The 15,528-nt window shown below is 31.2% G+C and carries 18 protein-coding genes; 15 read left to right on the top strand and 3 right to left on the bottom strand.

The window, feature by feature from the left end:
* Nucleotides 1-54: 54 nt before the first annotated feature.
* From ELQ11_RS00155 to argS, 4 genes are read left to right on the top strand one after another with little or no spacing between them, the layout of a single operon-like run.
* Nucleotides 55-1,698, top strand: coding sequence for a highly acidic protein (locus ELQ11_RS00155; protein ID WP_134225067.1), 1,644 nt, complete (start codon nucleotides 55-57; stop codon nucleotides 1,696-1,698).
* A 2-nt stretch (nucleotides 1,699-1,700) separates the two neighbouring features.
* Nucleotides 1,701-2,318 (top strand): guanylate kinase, encoded by a 618-nt coding sequence (gene gmk / locus ELQ11_RS00150; RefSeq protein WP_134225066.1) that lies wholly within the window; start codon nucleotides 1,701-1,703, stop codon nucleotides 2,316-2,318.
* Between the two features lies 1 nt (nucleotide 2,319).
* Entirely contained in the window at nucleotides 2,320-2,559 is a 240-nt protein-coding gene (locus ELQ11_RS00145; protein WP_002852866.1) for a twin-arginine translocase TatA/TatE family subunit, read from the top strand.
* 11 nt (nucleotides 2,560-2,570) lie between these two features.
* Nucleotides 2,571-4,163, top strand: a complete 1,593-nt coding sequence (gene argS / locus ELQ11_RS00140; protein WP_126229202.1) for an arginine--tRNA ligase — start codon at nucleotides 2,571-2,573, stop codon at nucleotides 4,161-4,163.
* 17 nt (nucleotides 4,164-4,180) lie between these two features.
* Here argS and ELQ11_RS00135 read toward each other — a convergent pair whose 3' ends face one another.
* Together ELQ11_RS00135 and ELQ11_RS00130 are read right to left on the bottom strand one after the other, a co-directional pair.
* Nucleotides 4,181-4,489, bottom strand: coding sequence for a multidrug efflux SMR transporter (locus tag ELQ11_RS00135; RefSeq protein ID WP_002870473.1), 309 nt, complete (start codon nucleotides 4,487-4,489; stop codon nucleotides 4,181-4,183).
* A complete protein-coding gene (locus ELQ11_RS00130; protein WP_002861885.1) occupies nucleotides 4,489-4,830 on the bottom strand; it encodes a multidrug efflux SMR transporter in 342 nt (113 codons plus the stop codon). Before ELQ11_RS00130 ends, ELQ11_RS00135 begins: the two co-directional genes overlap by 1 nt.
* Before the next feature lie 105 nt (nucleotides 4,831-4,935).
* On the opposite strand from ELQ11_RS00130, the gene ELQ11_RS00125 reads away from it, so the two are divergent.
* From ELQ11_RS00125 to copA, 11 genes are all read left to right on the top strand, one after another.
* Nucleotides 4,936-5,643 carry a YebC/PmpR family DNA-binding transcriptional regulator gene (locus tag ELQ11_RS00125; RefSeq protein WP_002787769.1) on the top strand — a complete coding sequence of 236 codons (708 nt, stop codon included), beginning with the start codon at nucleotides 4,936-4,938 and terminating at the stop codon, nucleotides 5,641-5,643.
* A gap of 10 nt (nucleotides 5,644-5,653) precedes the next feature.
* A complete protein-coding gene (locus ELQ11_RS00120) occupies nucleotides 5,654-6,127 on the top strand; it encodes a peptidylprolyl isomerase (RefSeq protein ID WP_070274780.1) in 474 nt (157 codons plus the stop codon).
* Between the two features lie 145 nt (nucleotides 6,128-6,272).
* On the top strand, nucleotides 6,273-7,685 hold the full coding sequence (locus ELQ11_RS00115; RefSeq protein ID WP_134225065.1) for a DUF3373 family protein: 1,413 nt from the start codon (nucleotides 6,273-6,275) through the stop codon (nucleotides 7,683-7,685).
* A 10-nt stretch (nucleotides 7,686-7,695) separates the two neighbouring features.
* Entirely contained in the window at nucleotides 7,696-7,923 is a 228-nt protein-coding gene (locus ELQ11_RS00110) for a hypothetical protein (RefSeq protein ID WP_002822505.1), read from the top strand.
* 79 nt (nucleotides 7,924-8,002) lie between these two features.
* Nucleotides 8,003-8,602, top strand: a complete 600-nt coding sequence (locus ELQ11_RS00105; protein WP_070288301.1) for a DedA family protein — start codon at nucleotides 8,003-8,005, stop codon at nucleotides 8,600-8,602.
* A gap of 81 nt (nucleotides 8,603-8,683) precedes the next feature.
* Nucleotides 8,684-9,460, top strand: coding sequence for a threonine/serine exporter ThrE family protein (locus ELQ11_RS00100; protein ID WP_002852826.1), 777 nt, complete (start codon nucleotides 8,684-8,686; stop codon nucleotides 9,458-9,460).
* Nucleotides 9,457-9,951 carry a threonine/serine exporter family protein gene (locus ELQ11_RS00095; RefSeq protein WP_002831613.1) on the top strand — a complete coding sequence of 165 codons (495 nt, stop codon included), beginning with the start codon at nucleotides 9,457-9,459 and terminating at the stop codon, nucleotides 9,949-9,951. Before ELQ11_RS00100 ends, ELQ11_RS00095 begins: the two co-directional genes overlap by 4 nt.
* A gap of 72 nt (nucleotides 9,952-10,023) precedes the next feature.
* Nucleotides 10,024-10,287 (top strand): zf-TFIIB domain-containing protein, encoded by a 264-nt coding sequence (locus tag ELQ11_RS00090; RefSeq protein WP_002870479.1) that lies wholly within the window; start codon nucleotides 10,024-10,026, stop codon nucleotides 10,285-10,287.
* 74 nt (nucleotides 10,288-10,361) lie between these two features.
* Nucleotides 10,362-11,312 (top strand): CDF family cation-efflux transporter CzcD, encoded by a 951-nt coding sequence (czcD, locus tag ELQ11_RS00085; protein ID WP_070261264.1) that lies wholly within the window; start codon nucleotides 10,362-10,364, stop codon nucleotides 11,310-11,312.
* Nucleotides 11,302-11,496, top strand: a complete 195-nt coding sequence (locus ELQ11_RS00080) for a cation transporter (RefSeq protein WP_002870481.1) — start codon at nucleotides 11,302-11,304, stop codon at nucleotides 11,494-11,496. The genes czcD and ELQ11_RS00080 overlap by 11 nt, the downstream gene beginning before the upstream one ends.
* Nucleotides 11,496-13,601, top strand: coding sequence for a copper-translocating P-type ATPase CopA (gene copA / locus ELQ11_RS00075; RefSeq protein WP_072223533.1), 2,106 nt, complete (start codon nucleotides 11,496-11,498; stop codon nucleotides 13,599-13,601). The genes ELQ11_RS00080 and copA overlap by 1 nt, the downstream gene beginning before the upstream one ends.
* On the opposite strand, the gene ELQ11_RS00070 is transcribed toward copA, so the two are convergent.
* Nucleotides 13,591-15,492, bottom strand: coding sequence for an NAD(P)/FAD-dependent oxidoreductase (locus ELQ11_RS00070; RefSeq protein ID WP_079755050.1), 1,902 nt, complete (start codon nucleotides 15,490-15,492; stop codon nucleotides 13,591-13,593). The genes copA and ELQ11_RS00070 overlap by 11 nt on opposite strands.
* Nucleotides 15,493-15,528 lie beyond the last annotated feature (36 nt).

Genomic DNA, 15,528 nt, shown 5'->3' with positions numbered 1-15,528 from the left:
AAAGGATAAATGAAATTATCGTAAAATAGTGATTATTTTTCAAGGATTAAAGTGATGAAAATTTTACTTTTAAATGAAAACCCTGTAGTTTCAAGACTTGTAAGCCTTAGTGCTAAAAAAATGTCTTATGATTTTGAAGAACTTAATGCTTATAGTGAAAATTTGGGTAATTATGATGTGATTGTTGTAGATAGCGATACTCCAGCACCTTTAAAAATTCTTAAAGAAAAATGTGATAGATTGATTTTTTTAGCTCCGCGAAACCAAAATGTAGAAGATATAGATGCGCAAATTTTACAAAAACCTTTTTTACCTACAGATTTTTTAAATTTACTTAATAATAAAGATACAAACAAACATACATCTATTGATTTGCCAATGTTAAGCAATGATGAAAATCCTTATGCTGATATAAGCTTGGATTTAGATAATTTAAATTTAGATGATTTGCCTGATGAAAATTCTTTAGATATAAATTCAGATGGAATGGAAGATTTGAGTTTTGATGATGATGCGCAAGATGATAATGCAAACGAAACTTTAGAAACTCAAAATTTAGAAGATGAAAATTTAGAACAAGAAGCAACTAAAGAACAGACTCAAGAAGACATTCAAACTGATTTAGATTTAACTTTGGAAGATGGCGGAAGCGAAAAAGAAGACTTAAGCCAAGAACATACAGCTTTGGATACTGAGCCTAGTTTAGATGAACTAGATGATAAAAATGATGAAGATTTAGAAATCAAAGAAGATGACAAAAATGAAGAAATAAAAAAGCAAGAATTATTAAACGATTCTAAAGCAAATACATTAGAAATGCAAGAAGAGCTTAACGAATCTCAAGATGATAATGCAAACGAAACTTTAGAAACTCAAAATTTAGAAGATGAAAATTTAGAACAAGAAACAACTAAAGAACAGAATCAAGAAGACATTCAAACTGATTTAGATTTAACTTTGGAAGATGGCGGAAGCGAAAAAGAAGACTTAAGCCAAGAACATACAGCTTTGGATACTGAGCCTAGTTTAGATGAACTAGATGATAAAAATGATGAAGATTTAGAAGATAACAAAGAATTACAAGCTAATATAAGCGACTTTGATGATCTTCCTATGGTCGAAGAGCAAGAAAAAGAAATGGATTTTGATGATATTCCTGAGGATGCTGAATTTTTAGGTCAAGCAAAAGATAATGAAGAATCAGAGGAAAATTTAGAGGAGTTTGCTCCCGTTGTGGAAGAAGATGTTCAAGATGAAATGGATGATTTTATTTCAAATTTGAGCACTCAAGATCAAATCAAAGAAGAACTAGCTCAACTTGATGAGCTTGATTATGGTATTGATAGTGATAATAGTAGCAAGATTTTAGAAGATTTTAAAGATGAGCCAATTTTAGACGATAAAGAATTAGGAACAAATGAAGAGGAAGTGGTTGTGCCAAATTTAAATATAAGTGATTTTGATGCATTGAAAGAAAGTGATATACAAGAAGCTCTTGGAGAGGAAATTGTAGAAAAAAATGAAGAGCCTATAGTAAGTAATGTAACTAAAGATGATAATAGCGAAGAGATAGTTAATGAGCTTAGCCAAAGTATAGTAGGAGCGATCACTTCAAGTATTAAAGATGATACCTTAAAAGCTGCTCTTAAGGGTATGAATATGAATATAAATATAAACATTAGTTTTAAAGAGGATTAAAATTGCAAGGTTTTATTTTGTTGATTTCAGGTCCTAGTGGAGCTGGAAAATCAACTCTTTTAAAAAAACTTTTTGATGAATTTGAAGATGAGCTTTATTTTTCTATTTCTTCAACAACTCGCAAACCAAGAGAGGGTGAAAAAAATGGAATACATTATCATTTTATATCCCATGAAGAATTTCAAAAAGGTATAGATGGTGATCATTTTTTAGAATGGGCTAAGGTGCATGAAAATTTTTATGGCACTTCTTTAAAGCACACTCAAGATGCTTTAGATAATGGAAAAATAGTTGTTTTTGATATTGATGTGCAAGGATTTAAAATAGCCAGAAAAAAAATGGCTGATAAGATTGTTTCTGTTTTTATTACTACAAAAAATAAAGATGAGCTAAAAAAAAGACTTATTAAGCGAAATACTGATACAATAATACAACTAGAAAAAAGATTACAAAACGCTAGTAATGAAATGAAAGAGCTTAGCGAGTATGATTATCTTATCATTAATGATGAGCTAAAGCAAAGTTATGAAGCATTGCGAGCGATTTTAATCGCCCATAAATTTAGAACCAAAGGGCAGAATCTAGGACAAATTCAAAATATTTGGAATGAAGGAGAATAAAATGGGTGGTTGGTCAAGTCCAAGTCATTGGTTGATTATTTTATTGATTGTTGTATTGCTTTTTGGAGCAAAAAAAATTCCAGAACTTGCAAAGGGTTTAGGCAAAGGTATTAAAACTTTTAAAGATGAAATGAATAATGATGATGAAGTAGCAAAAAATACTCAAAAAATAGAAGAAAACAAAAACACAACTAATAATACAAATGCTGATGCAAGTATAGACGAAACAAAAAAAGCTTAAGGTTTAGTCTTTTGAAAAGTATTATTTTTAATGAAATTAAAAAGATTTTAGAGTGTGATTTTACACTTGAAAATCCAAAGGATAAAAATTTGGCACATTTTGCTACCCCTTTGGCTTTTTCACTGGCTAAGGAATTAAAAAAATCTCCTATGTTGATCGCTAGCGACTTAGCGAGCAAATTTCAAAATCATGATTGCTTTGAATCGGTTGAAGCTGTAAATGGGTATTTAAATTTTAGAATTTCCAAAACTTTTTTAAATGAACTTGCAAATCAAGCTTTAGCAAATCCAAATGATTTTACTAAAGGAGAAAAAAAACAAGAAAGTTTTTTGCTTGAATATGTGAGTGCAAATCCTACCGGACCTTTACACATAGGACATGCAAGAGGCGCTGTTTTTGGAGACACCTTAACAAGACTTGCAAGACATTTGGGCTATAAATTTGATACAGAATACTATGTCAATGATGCGGGTAATCAAATTTATTTACTAGGGCTTTCTATTTTACTAAGTGTGAAAGAAAATATACTTCATGAAAATGTTGAATATCCAGAGCAATATTACAAAGGCGAGTATATAGCAGATTTGGCAAAAGAAGCTTTTGAAAAATTTGGTAAAGAATTTTTTAGTGAAGAAAATATCCCTAGTTTAGCTGATTGGGCAAAAGATAAAATGCTTGTTTTGATTAAACAAAATTTAGAACAAGCAAAGATTAAAATTGACAGCTATGTAAGCGAGAGATCGTATTATGACGCTTTAAATGCAACTTTAGAATCTTTAAAAAAACATAAAGGAATTTACGAGCAAGAAGGTAAAATTTGGCTTGCTTCTTCGCAAAAAGGCGATGAAAAAGATAGGGTAATTATCCGTGAAGATGGACGCGGGACTTATTTGGCAGCAGATATTGTTTATCATAAGGATAAAATGAGTCGTGGTTATGGCAAGTGTATTAATATCTGGGGAGCAGATCATCATGGTTATATCCCTAGAATGAAAGCTGCGATGGAGTTTTTGGGATTTGACTCTAATAATCTTGAGATTATTTTAGCACAAATGGTTTCCTTGCTTAAAGATGGAGAGCCTTATAAAATGAGTAAAAGAGCAGGAAATTTTATCTTGATGAGCGATGTGATTGATGAAATAGGAAGTGATGCTTTGCGTTATATCTTTTTGAGTAAAAAGTGCGATACTCATTTGGAATTTGATATTAGTGATTTGCAAAAAGAAGATAGCTCTAATCCTGTGTATTATATCAACTACGCACACGCTAGAATTCATCAAGTGTTTGCTAAAGCTGGTAAAACAATCGATGATGTAATGGGAGCTGATTTGCAAAGTTTAAATCAAGATGGTGTAAATTTACTTTTTGAAGCTTTGAATTTAAAAGCTATTTTAAATGATGCTTTTGAGGCTAGAGCTTTGCAAAAAATTCCTGATTATCTTAAAAATTTAGCTGCAAATTTTCATAAATTCTACAATGAAAATAAAGTTATAGGCTCTGCAAATGAAAATGATTTACTTAAATTATTTTCTTTGGTTGCTCTTAGTATTAAAACCGCATTTTCTTTAATGGGTATTGAAGCGAAAAACAAAATGGAACATTAAAACAGCATTTTGCTGTTTTAATAATTTAGTAAAAATACTGCTATTATTACGATAATGATGCCTAAAATTCCTATTTTGTTTAATTTTTCTTTATATAAAATCCATCCACCAAGACAAGTTCCTATGATGCCTATAGCACCCCAAGTTGAGTAAGCTATGCTTAAAGGAACGTATTTTAAAGAAAAAGAAAGTAGAAAAAAAGCAAGTATAGCATTGACAATCGCAGCCAAGCCCCAAATTTTATGCTTAAAACCATCTGATTTTTTTAGCAATAAATTTGCTATGATATCTAACAATGCTGATAAAACAATGATAAAAATATACATTATTCTTTAACCTCGCCTATATTAATCATGATAATTCCAACGATAGAAAGAACAATGCCTAGAATTTGAGTTAAGGTTAAACTCTCTTTAAAAACTATAAAAGAAACTAAAAGTATAAGAATAATCCCTAAAAGTTCCCATACAGCATAGGCTATGCCTACTTGAATTTTTTTAATCGCTTTGCCCATAAAAAAATAAGAAAAAGCTATAAATAAAGCCATAAATATATAGCCTAAAATTTGATTTTCCATTTTTAAAAAACTAGTACCTAAAACTTCAAATACAATAGCAACAATCAAGAAAAACCAAGCAACAAAAAGTTCTTTTTTTGCGATATTCAAAAACTTCTCCTAAAATAAGTGGTAAAATCATACCATTTAAAGCTTTAATTAGCCTTTTTAGTTTATACTTTTAAGTTTGAAAATCTTTAAAGAAAGTGAGAATTTATGGGACGAGCATTTGAATACCGAAGAGCTTCTAAAGAGGCTAGATGGGATAAAATGAGCAAGCTTTTTCCTAAGCTTGCTAAAGCCATACAAGTAGCTGCTAAAGAAGGTGGCACTGATCCTGATATGAATCCAAAATTAAGAAGTGCTATAGCTACAGCAAAAGCAAATAATATGCCAAAAGATAATATAGATGCGGCTATTAAGCGTGCGAGCGGAAAAGATAGCGCAGATATTAAAAACATTCATTATGAAGGAAAAGCTGCACATGGAGCTTTGGTTATAGTTGAATGTATGAGTGATAACCCTACACGCACCGTGGCCAATGTAAAAGCTATTTTTAGCAAGAATGGTGGAGAAGTTTTACAAAATGGATCTTTAGGCTTTATGTTTACAAGAAAAGCGGTTTTTCATCTTGAAAAATTTGCAGGGGATTTAGAAGAATTAGAACTTGATTTGATCGATGCAGGGCTTGAAGAATTAGAACAAAATGAAGAAGAGTTAGTAATTAGCGGTGATTATACTGCTTTTGGTGAGCTAAGCTCTGCTATAGAAACTAAGGGTTTAGTTCTTAAAAAAGCAGGACTTGAGTATATACCAAACAATCCTGTAAGCTTTAGCGAAGAACAGCTTAGTGATATAGAAAAACTTTTAGATAAGTTAGAAGATGATGATGATGTTCAAGCTGTTTATACAAATATAGATTAAGGAGAAAAATATGATAAAAACAATCGACACAAGCAAAGTAAATGAATACAAATTTGCTCTTATAGAAACTGAAAAAGGTACAATGAAGCTAAAACTTTTTGGTGATGAGGCTCCACAAACGGTTTGTAATTTTGCTACTTTGGCTATTGAAGGATTTTATAAAGATTTAAATTTTCATCGTGTGATTCCAAATTTTGTCATACAAGGGGGTTGTCCACACGGCAATGGTATAGGTGGGCCTGGATATGAAATCATTTGTGAATGTGATGATCAAGAACATAAGCATGAGCGTGGAACCTTATCTATGGCGCATGCAGGACGCGATACGGGTGGATCCCAATTTTTCATTTGTCATAGCCCTCAAGCTCATTTAGATGGGGTTCATACTGTTTTTGGGCAAATTGATCCAAAAGATGAAGAAAGTTTGGAAGTTTTAGACTCTATACGCCAAGGAGATAAAATTTTAGATATAAAAATTTTGTAATTAAATTTAAATCTTATAATGTAAAGCTAGTCATAAAATTTGACTAGCTAAAAATAATTAACACATAATTTTTTTTAAAGCTTTTTTTTCTATAATTATAATTTTATTTCAGTGAAATGTAACAAAATTACAAGGAGTTATGATTATGAAAACTAAGTTTTCACTTATTTTAAGTGCTTGTCTTCTTTCATCTTCACTTTTTGCTAAAAATACAGATGATGAAATAACCAAGCTTCAAAAACAGCTTGCACAAATTCAAGCTGAACTTGCACAAATCAGAAAAGAAAGGGAAGCTCAAGCTAAGCAAAATGAAGCTGTAAAAGCTGAACTTGCTGATCTTAATGATAGAGCTGATGAAACAGAATTTCAAGCTGCTTTAAGCAAGGTTAAATTTGGACTTGAGTTTTCAACAGCGGTTTCAAATACAAACTATAAAGTTAGCGGACAAGATTATAGTGCTAATAACAAATGGATGAATGAGCTTCATTTAAATATGAATGCTGATATTAATGATAAAACCAAATTCTATGGTCGTTTATCTATGGCTAAAAACTGGTCTCAAATGGGTTGGAGTGGTACTCCTTATGACTTAGATGCAGGAAGAAACACAAGAACAAGTGGGCCTGTACTTTATGTAGATAGAGCTTATCTTGACTACTATATCACGCCTGAGTGGATTGCAACTATAGGAAGACAGCCAGGAACCGATGGCCCAGGAAGTAATCTTAGAAACAATGCTTTAAGACAATCCACTTATCCAGCCTTAGCGATTAATGCTCTAGGTGATGCAGCAGTGATCACTTATAAGCCTGAAAATTTGCAAGATCATAAGATAGCTATCCGTGCAGCTTATGGTAAAACTTATCAATGGGATGAAGAAGGCAAAGTAAGAGACTGGATGAGCGATCAAAAAGATGCTGATGCAAATCTTTATTATGCTGCAGTAGAAGGAGAGCTTCCTATAGAAGGTATGGGAGATAATCTTATTATCTTCAATGTGGCTCATATGACTGATTTTGCATTACCATTGCCTAGCATTAATTTAGGGCAAATGGTTTTATTAAATCAAGGTGTTTATAATCTTGGGGATTTAACTTTAGCAAATATTCATTTTGAAAATTACAAAGCTTTTGGAACAAATTTTAATTATTTTGTATCTTTAGGGTATTCTAACGGAGCAAACGCACATACTCTAAGTGCAATTCCTGGTGTACAGTCTCAATTAAATTTCAATGAAGAAGATGGCTATGCTGTGCATGTAGGTGGACGCTATGATTTTACCAAGGCTTTAAAAGTAGGATATGAGTTCTTCTGGGGAAGTAGATACTGGTATACTATGAGCCGTCCAAGTATCAATGATCCACTTAATATAAGAATGACAAGAGGAACGGCTCACGATGTTTATGTGATTTATCAACTTGATAGATATCAATTCTTACGCTTAAGCTATACCAATATCCAAAATAAATGGGGTAATCGTGGCTTACCATTTGGTGGAGCGAAAAAAGATAAAGCAAGAGCTGATAATATCATGTTAATGTATAATGTAAAATTCTAAGGAGCAAAAGATGAGAAAAATACTTTTTGCAAGTTTATTACCTATCATTGCTTTGGCTGATTGTGCAAGTTTGATGGCAAAATACGAAGCTCCAGAGCCAGAGTCAAAAACAATGAAACAAGTTGAACGCTGGATTAATAAAAAAGTTAGCGATCCAGCTGATGCTGCTGTTTTAAAAGAGTGTATGATCGCTCGTGCAGCGGACAATCCAAATCAAGTTTCGGTTGCAGGTAAATAAAAAAAGCGGTATAAAACCGCTTTTTACTGTTTAATCTTTTAAGCTACAATTTTTTAAAATTTCTTCAAATAAGGCTAATATGCAAGAAATCATTTCTTTTATTGTTGAGACGGCTAGTGCTTGGGGGTATTTGGGTATTATTATCTTAATGACCTTAGAGAGTTGTTTTATACCTTTTCCAAGTGAAGTTGTTATGATACCTGCTGGATATTTGGCACATAAAGGCGAACTTGATATCACTCTTTGTATACTTAGCGGGACTTTAGGTTCTGTTTTAGGGGCTTTGATTAATTACTATATTTGCTTTTTTTGGGGTAAAAATTTTGTATTAAAATGGGGCAGGTATTTTGGTATAAATGAAGCCAAATTTGCTAAATTTGAAGAATTTTTTAACAAACACGGGGAATTTTCAACCTTTACTTGTCGTCTTTTACCAGGAATTCGTCAGTACATCTCTATGCCTGCAGGTTTGGTAAAAATGAAACTTGTAAATTTTATACTTTTTACTGCACTTGGTAGTGCTATTTGGGTGGCTATACTTGTATTTTTGGGTTATTATATAGGACAAAATGAAGAGTTGATTAAAACTTATTTAACTCAAATTTTAATCATTATAATTGTTTTTGTGATTTTAGCAAGTTTAATTTATATCAAAATCAAAAAGCCTTTTAATAAATGATTTAAATTATAAATATTTTTTTCTTTATTATTTTCAAATTTGCTATAATTGTAATAAATTCAAGTTAAAGATGATCAAAATATGGAAAAACCTGATATACAAAGATTAACTAATTTTTTAATCATATATACTAAAACTTTGCTAGGTGCTGGAACTTATACAGCTAGGGTGGCAAAATGCGTAGGAAGAATAGCCGAGGTTTATGGCTATGAGATAAATATCAATTTCTTTTTTCATCATATTACTTTAAATGTTGTAGATATGGATGATAACTCCATTCAAAGAACTTATGTCATACCCAATCATCATGCCCATGTTAATTTTAAACTTATTTTTGATTTAAGTGCTTTAAGCTGGGCTATATATGATCACAAATACGATCTTGAAAAAGCAAAAGTCGTTTTTGGGCAAATTTCTCAACAAAAAAAGCATTCTTATTTGCTTAATCTTTTATTTGTTTCTATGGCAAATTCGGCTTTTTGTAGGCTTTTTGGCGGTGATTTTGGCGCTGGAAATTTGGTGTTTTTTGCAACTTTCGTGGGATTGTTGTTAAGATATATTTTAACTAAAGCAAAGATTGATTTAAGAATTCAATACATCCTTTGTTCTTTTATCTCATCGTGGTTTGTATTTTTTGGACTGGATATGGGATATACCAATACTTCTGATGTGGCTTTGGGTTCTAGTATTTTATATCTTATACCAGGGGTATTTTTTATAAATTCTGTGATTGATATATTAAAAGATCATATTTTAATGGGGCTTAGTCGTATTATCAGCGTGGCTATTTTGATTTGTTGTATAGCACTTGGAATTTACATGACGCTTAGTATTTCGGATTTTGGGATTTTAAGATGATTGAATTTATTTTAAGAGATATGTTTTTTGCTGCTGTGGCGGGATTTGGCTTTGCTTATGCTTGCAATCCACCTTTAAAAACCCTTATTTTATCTGCTCTTTTAGCAGCAATTGCACATGGGCTTCGTTTTACCTTGGTGGAATATTTTCATTTTCAAACTTTAGCAATCGCAACTTTTGTTGCTTCATTTTGCATAGGATGTTTAGGAATTGTTCTAGCAAAAATCATTAAAACCCCTGCTGAAATTATCGCTTTTCCTGCTCTTATTCCTATGATACCTGGAATTTATGCTTATAAAGCGATTTTGTATCTTATTTCTTTTATACGCAGTGATGATTTGAAGGCTAAGTCTGAATTTTTGGTTCAATTTTTTGATTATTTTTTTACAACTGTTTCTGTGACTTTGGCTCTAGCTATAGGAGTGAGTGTTACTTTGCTTATATTTTTTGAACAAAGTTTTATGATGACTAGACATGCAAAAAAACATTAAAACTTGTTGTAAAATTGTTTAGTATTTCTTTTTATAATTTTAAATCAAAAATTTAAAAAAAGGCGGTATTGTATGTTATGTCCAGTTTGCAATGTGGATTTGGTTATGAGCGATAGGAGTGGAGTTGAGATTGATTATTGTCCAAAATGTCGTGGCGTTTGGCTTGATCGTGGAGAACTTGACAAAATCATAGAACGCAGTGTCCCTAATACAGCAAATTTTAACCAAGCTTCAAGACAAGAGTCAAGATATAATAACTCAGCTTATCATCAGCACAATGATTACTATAAAAAGAAAAAGAAAGAAAGTTGGTTAGGCGAACTTTTTGACTTTTAATTTTTATAAGAATAACAAATATTTATATTCTTTTTAGCTTAATATCTTAAAATGTCAAGCAAAAAGGATATAAAATGTATAAATTTTTATCACACGAGCCTTTAGCTAACAAATCTTGTCATCATAATCACGAAGAACATTCTCATGAACATCATCATTCCCATGCTGATGCAAGGAGTATGGATAAAAAGATTTTAAAAATTTCTCTTTTAATGACTTTTTCTATGATGCTTGTGCAATTTATTTATTCAATCCTTTCAAATTCTTTGGCACTTTTAAGCGATACTTTGCATATGTTTTCTGATGTTTTTGCCTTAGCTCTTAGTTTTTTAGCCATCATAGCTGTAGAAAAATGGCAAGATCATCAAAAGACCTTTGGGTACTTTCGTCTTGAAGTTTTAGTGGCTTTTGTCAATGCTTTAACCATTATTTTATCGGCTTTATTTATCATTTATGAGGCTATAGAAAAATTTATTAATCCAAAAGAAATTGACGCTAAAACCATGATAATTGTAGCTATTTTGGGCTTTTTGGTAAATGGGATTAATGCTTTGATGATGTTTAAGGGTGCAAATTTAGAAAATGTCAATATGAAGTCCGCTTTTTTACATATGATGAGTGATTTATTGGGTTCTTTAGTGGTTATTATAGGTGGGATAGCGGTGTATTTCAGTGGTATTGTTTATATAGATACGATTTTAGCTATTGTATTATCAATCTTACTTTTAAGATGGGCAATTATCTTGCTTAAACAAAGCGCTAATGTCTTACTTGAAAGTTCTCCTGTGGATATAGAAAAAGTAAGACAAGTTTTACTTTTAAATCCTAGTGTGGATGAGGTGGTGGATTTGCATATTACTCAAATCACCAATAAAATGCTAGTAGCTTCTATGCATTTAAAAGTGAAAGTTTGCGATCTAAAGGAATTTGAAAAACTATCTCAGGATTTATCCCATAAATTACTACATGAATTTGAAATCGGGCACATTACCATACATCCTATAAGGAGTGAAAATGAAATTTAAAGTAAAAAATGTTAATTGTATGAATTGTGTAAATTTGATCAAAAATTCTCTTGAAGATGAATTTGGTAATATAGAAGTAGATTTGGAGCAAAAAATTTTAAGTTTAAATTTAGAAGAAAATCAAGTATCAAATTTTACAAAAGAATTTCAAGATTTAGGTTTTGAAATCATAGAGCGTTTATAATGGAAGAATTGCGTATAAAAATAGGTAAAATGACTTGCGTTAATTGTTCTAACGCTATAGAAAGAGCTTGTAAAAAAATTGATGGTGTTAAAGATGCTAGTGTTTCTTATGTGAATTCTAGCGGAGTTTTTTTACTTGAAGATCAAGAAAAACGCAAAGATATCATCGCAAAAATTAAAAATTTAGGCTTTGAAATTTTAGAAGATGAACAAAGCTTGAACGCATACAAGGCAAAAAAACACTTAGAATTAAGAAAAAATTTGCTTTTAAGTATAGTTTTGAGTGTGATTATTATGTATTTTGAAATGTTTGTTAAAACTTCTTTTTCGCAAAATATCCAAATGGCTTTGAGTTTTTTTGGGATATTTTATTGCGGGAGAGATTTTTTTTCTCATGCTTTTTTAGGACTTAAAAGTAAAAATTTAGATATGAATACCCTTGTAGCTTTAGGGACTTTGAGTGCTTTTGTGTATTCTTTTTTAGTGTATTTGCAAATTTTTAAAGAAGAAGATTTGTATTTTAGTGGTGCAATGATGATTATTTCCTTTGTGCTTTTAGGAAAATATCTTGAAAGTAAAGCTAAATTTAAAGCACAAGATTATCAAAGAATTTTGGAAAATATAGATACAAAAAAGACAAAAATTTTGCTTGAAGATGAAAGTATTAAAGAAATTCCAAGTTCTTTTGTCAAAAGTGGCGATGTGCTTTTGGTAAAAGAAGGAGAAAGCATTGTTGCAGATGGAGTAGTGCTTTTAGGGAGCGCAGAGCTTGATATGAGTTTTTTAAATGGAGAGTTTTTGCCTGTTTTAAAAAAAGAAGGCGATGAAGTTCAAGCAGGAGCAGTAGTTTTAAATGGCGCTTTAAGGATCAAAGCAAACAAAAAGGCTATGGATAGTACTTTAGAACAAATCAAAAATCTAGTTTTTGAAGCAGGAAATATCAAAAGTCCTTTGGCAAATTTAGCAGATCAAATTTCTAAATACTTTGTAGGGGGTATAATATTTTTTGCTTTTTTAGTTTTTGTTTTTTGGGCGGTAAAAGCGGATTTAAATACAGCTTTTTTACACGCTTGTGCTGTGCTTTTGATTTCTTGTCCTTGTGCTTTAGGGCTTGCAACGCCTATAGCTTTGGTTGTGGCAAGTGCAAATGCGGCAAAAAATTTCATTCTTATTAAAAATCCTGCTGCTTTAGAAAAATTAGCCTTAGTTAAGTACGCTTTTTTTGATAAAACAGGTACATTAACAAAGGAAAATTTGAGTATTTTTAAGCACAATCTTTCTAAAGATGATTTTGATAAATTATGTCAAATTGAAAGTTTAAGCTCTCATCCTATAGCCAAGGCTTTGCATAAAGATCAAATTTTTGATTTAAAGGGCGAGGGAAGAGTGATTGTGGGTTCTGGTATAAAATATAAAGAAGATAATAATATTTATCTTGTAGGTAGCGCGGAGTTTTTGCACAAAAATGAAGTTGACACAAAAGAAAGCGATATCTTTTTTGATTCTTTTAAAGAATATGTTAGGGTGTATTTTGCTAAGAATAAAAAGTGTTTAGGTGGTGTTTTGTTAAGCAATGCTTTAAAAGATGGGGCTAAAGAGCTTGTGTTAAATTTAAAAAAGCAAAATCTTAAAACTTTTATTTTAAGTGGTGATCATATAAAAAATGTAGAAAAAATAGCTAAAGAATTACAAATAGACGAATTTCATGCCCAACTTAAGAGTGAAGAAAAACTACAAATCATTCAAAAATTTAAAAAAACTCTTTTTGTAGGAGATGGGATCAATGATGCGGCGGCTTTATCTGCTGCAAGCGTGAGTATGAGTTTTTCAAAGGCAAATGAACTTGCAAAAAAAACAGGAGATTTTATCTTGATAAAAGATGATTTATCAGCGATTTTTAAATGTTTTAAACTTGCTAAAAAAACACGCAGTATTATTAAGCTAAATCTTTTTTGGGCTTTTATTTATAATGTACTTTGCATTCCTATCGCAGCAGGATTTATACCTTTTATCACTTTAAGTCCTCATATAGCAGCACTTGCAATGTGTTTTAGTTCTGTTGCTGTGGTACTTAATTCTTTAAGGCTTAGAAAATCTAAGCCTTGATCTCATTAATAGCGCGATAAGCTTGGTCGATAGCTGAATGCATATAAGCTGACCAATCTGAATCTGAATTAGCTATAACAATATTGCCAAAAGGTTTTCTAGCTATAAGCCTGGTTTGCTCTGCAATTTTAGGATCATCATAAAGACTATTTTCTGTATAGGAGTAACAATGCCCCCAGCGATTTACAACAATTGCTAATATATCTTTTTCGTGGTTAAAACCTGCAGATCCCAACATTCCTTGAAGTTGTTCCCTAATGATTTTTTCATGTTCTTCAAAACTCATCGTAAATAATAGATTTCTACCTACTCTGGCTCTATCTCTTGCATCAAGCCCTTCAAGATCAATACCTTGAATATTGGCTAGAGCTAAAGGAGAGCAAACCATATGAATACATATAGGTTTTTTTGGATCTCTTGGATGATGATAGCCACCCATATCAACCGGATAATCAAGTTTTGTTCTAGCGTAAGGCATTTTCGGTGAATAAATTTCATGAACCCCTAGTTTAATAAATGGTTCCCAATTGCTTATAATTACTTTGGTGTGAAGTAGAGATGTTTTTACATTTTTACTTAAGGCTTCTTTTTGTTCTTTAGGTAAACTAGGGATAATATAAGGAATCATACTGTTATAATTAGCCATTACAACACTTTTTGCTTTAATTCTATATTTTTTTCCTTGATTGATATAGCTTATTAAGGTTCCATTTTTTGTATTTTCTACATGAATAACAGTGCTATTTAATCGTAAACGAACTTTATTATTAGGGTCATCAAGTTTTGAGTAATCAAAATGGGCTAAGGTGATATCGTCCATATCTTTACCTTTTTGTGACACTGTAGGAATCAGCTTTCTTACCATTAATCTTGCTACTGTAGCATTTCCATCGGCACAATGATAAATGTAAGGTTCTTCCATTTCGGCCAAAGCTTCTCCTTCGATAGGATCAAGTCCTAATTTATCAAACCCAGGTAAAAAAGAAATTCTTGCATCCTCACAAGAGATTGCATCTATACCTAAAGCTAAAAAATCATCCGTCATTCCCTCAAAAAATGTTATGGCTTTTTGGGATAATTTTACTTTTTCTTCTAAGAATTTTTTATAACTTGTTTTAGCCATATATTCTTCTTTTTCCTCTTTGCTTAAACCTTTGAGATAATCTTTATTGCTTTTAAAAAGAGATATTAACTCTCTTTTATCTTTAGAAGTCATAGGAAAATCTTTAATAAAATTTTCAATACTTTTTCCATTATTTTTAGAATCTGGGATATCATCGCAAATAACTTTTCTAGGATTTCCATTGACAACTTTATCAACACCAAAATTTTCTTTTGAAAAATATACCCCTCTGCTTAATTTTAAATCTGGGTAAAAATTTACATCAAATCGTTTTGCTAATTCATCTATACTGACTCCAAGTGATTTTAAGAGTTCGATTACTTCTTTAGAATAAAGTGCTTTTGGGGATTGAAAACTTTCACTTCCTCCGTAACTTAAAATGGTTCCTTCATCAAGTTGTATTTCATTGCGTCTAGCATGTCCTCCAAAATCATCATGATTGTCAAGAATTAAAATTTTTTTATTCCCCCCAAATTTTTGTTGATAAAAACAAGCTGCAGCTAGCCCACTGATTCCAGCTCCAACGATTACTAAATCATAATTTTCTTTAGGTTTTATACTGCTAAAACCAAATTTATTTCCATCTCTTAGCATGTGAGCGTATTTATAGCTTTTATTATTACTACCTCTTAATCCAAGTAGATTGGGAGGATAATATTCTTTTGTAAAGTCTTCAATTTTGCTATCTTTTCCATAGAGTAATTGTAAGGGTGTCATGCCGGCAACGACAGCTAAGGCCATGCCATTAAGAAAGTCTCTTCTTTGCATTTTTATTCCTCTTTTTAAATAATTTATAAAAAATAT

Source organism: Campylobacter sp. US50a (genome assembly GCF_004379015.1).
Classification (GTDB): domain Bacteria; phylum Campylobacterota; class Campylobacteria; order Campylobacterales; family Campylobacteraceae; genus Campylobacter_D; species Campylobacter_D jejuni.
Note: the sequence above shows the minus strand (reverse complement) of the source record. Positions and strands in the feature narration are given on the sequence as shown.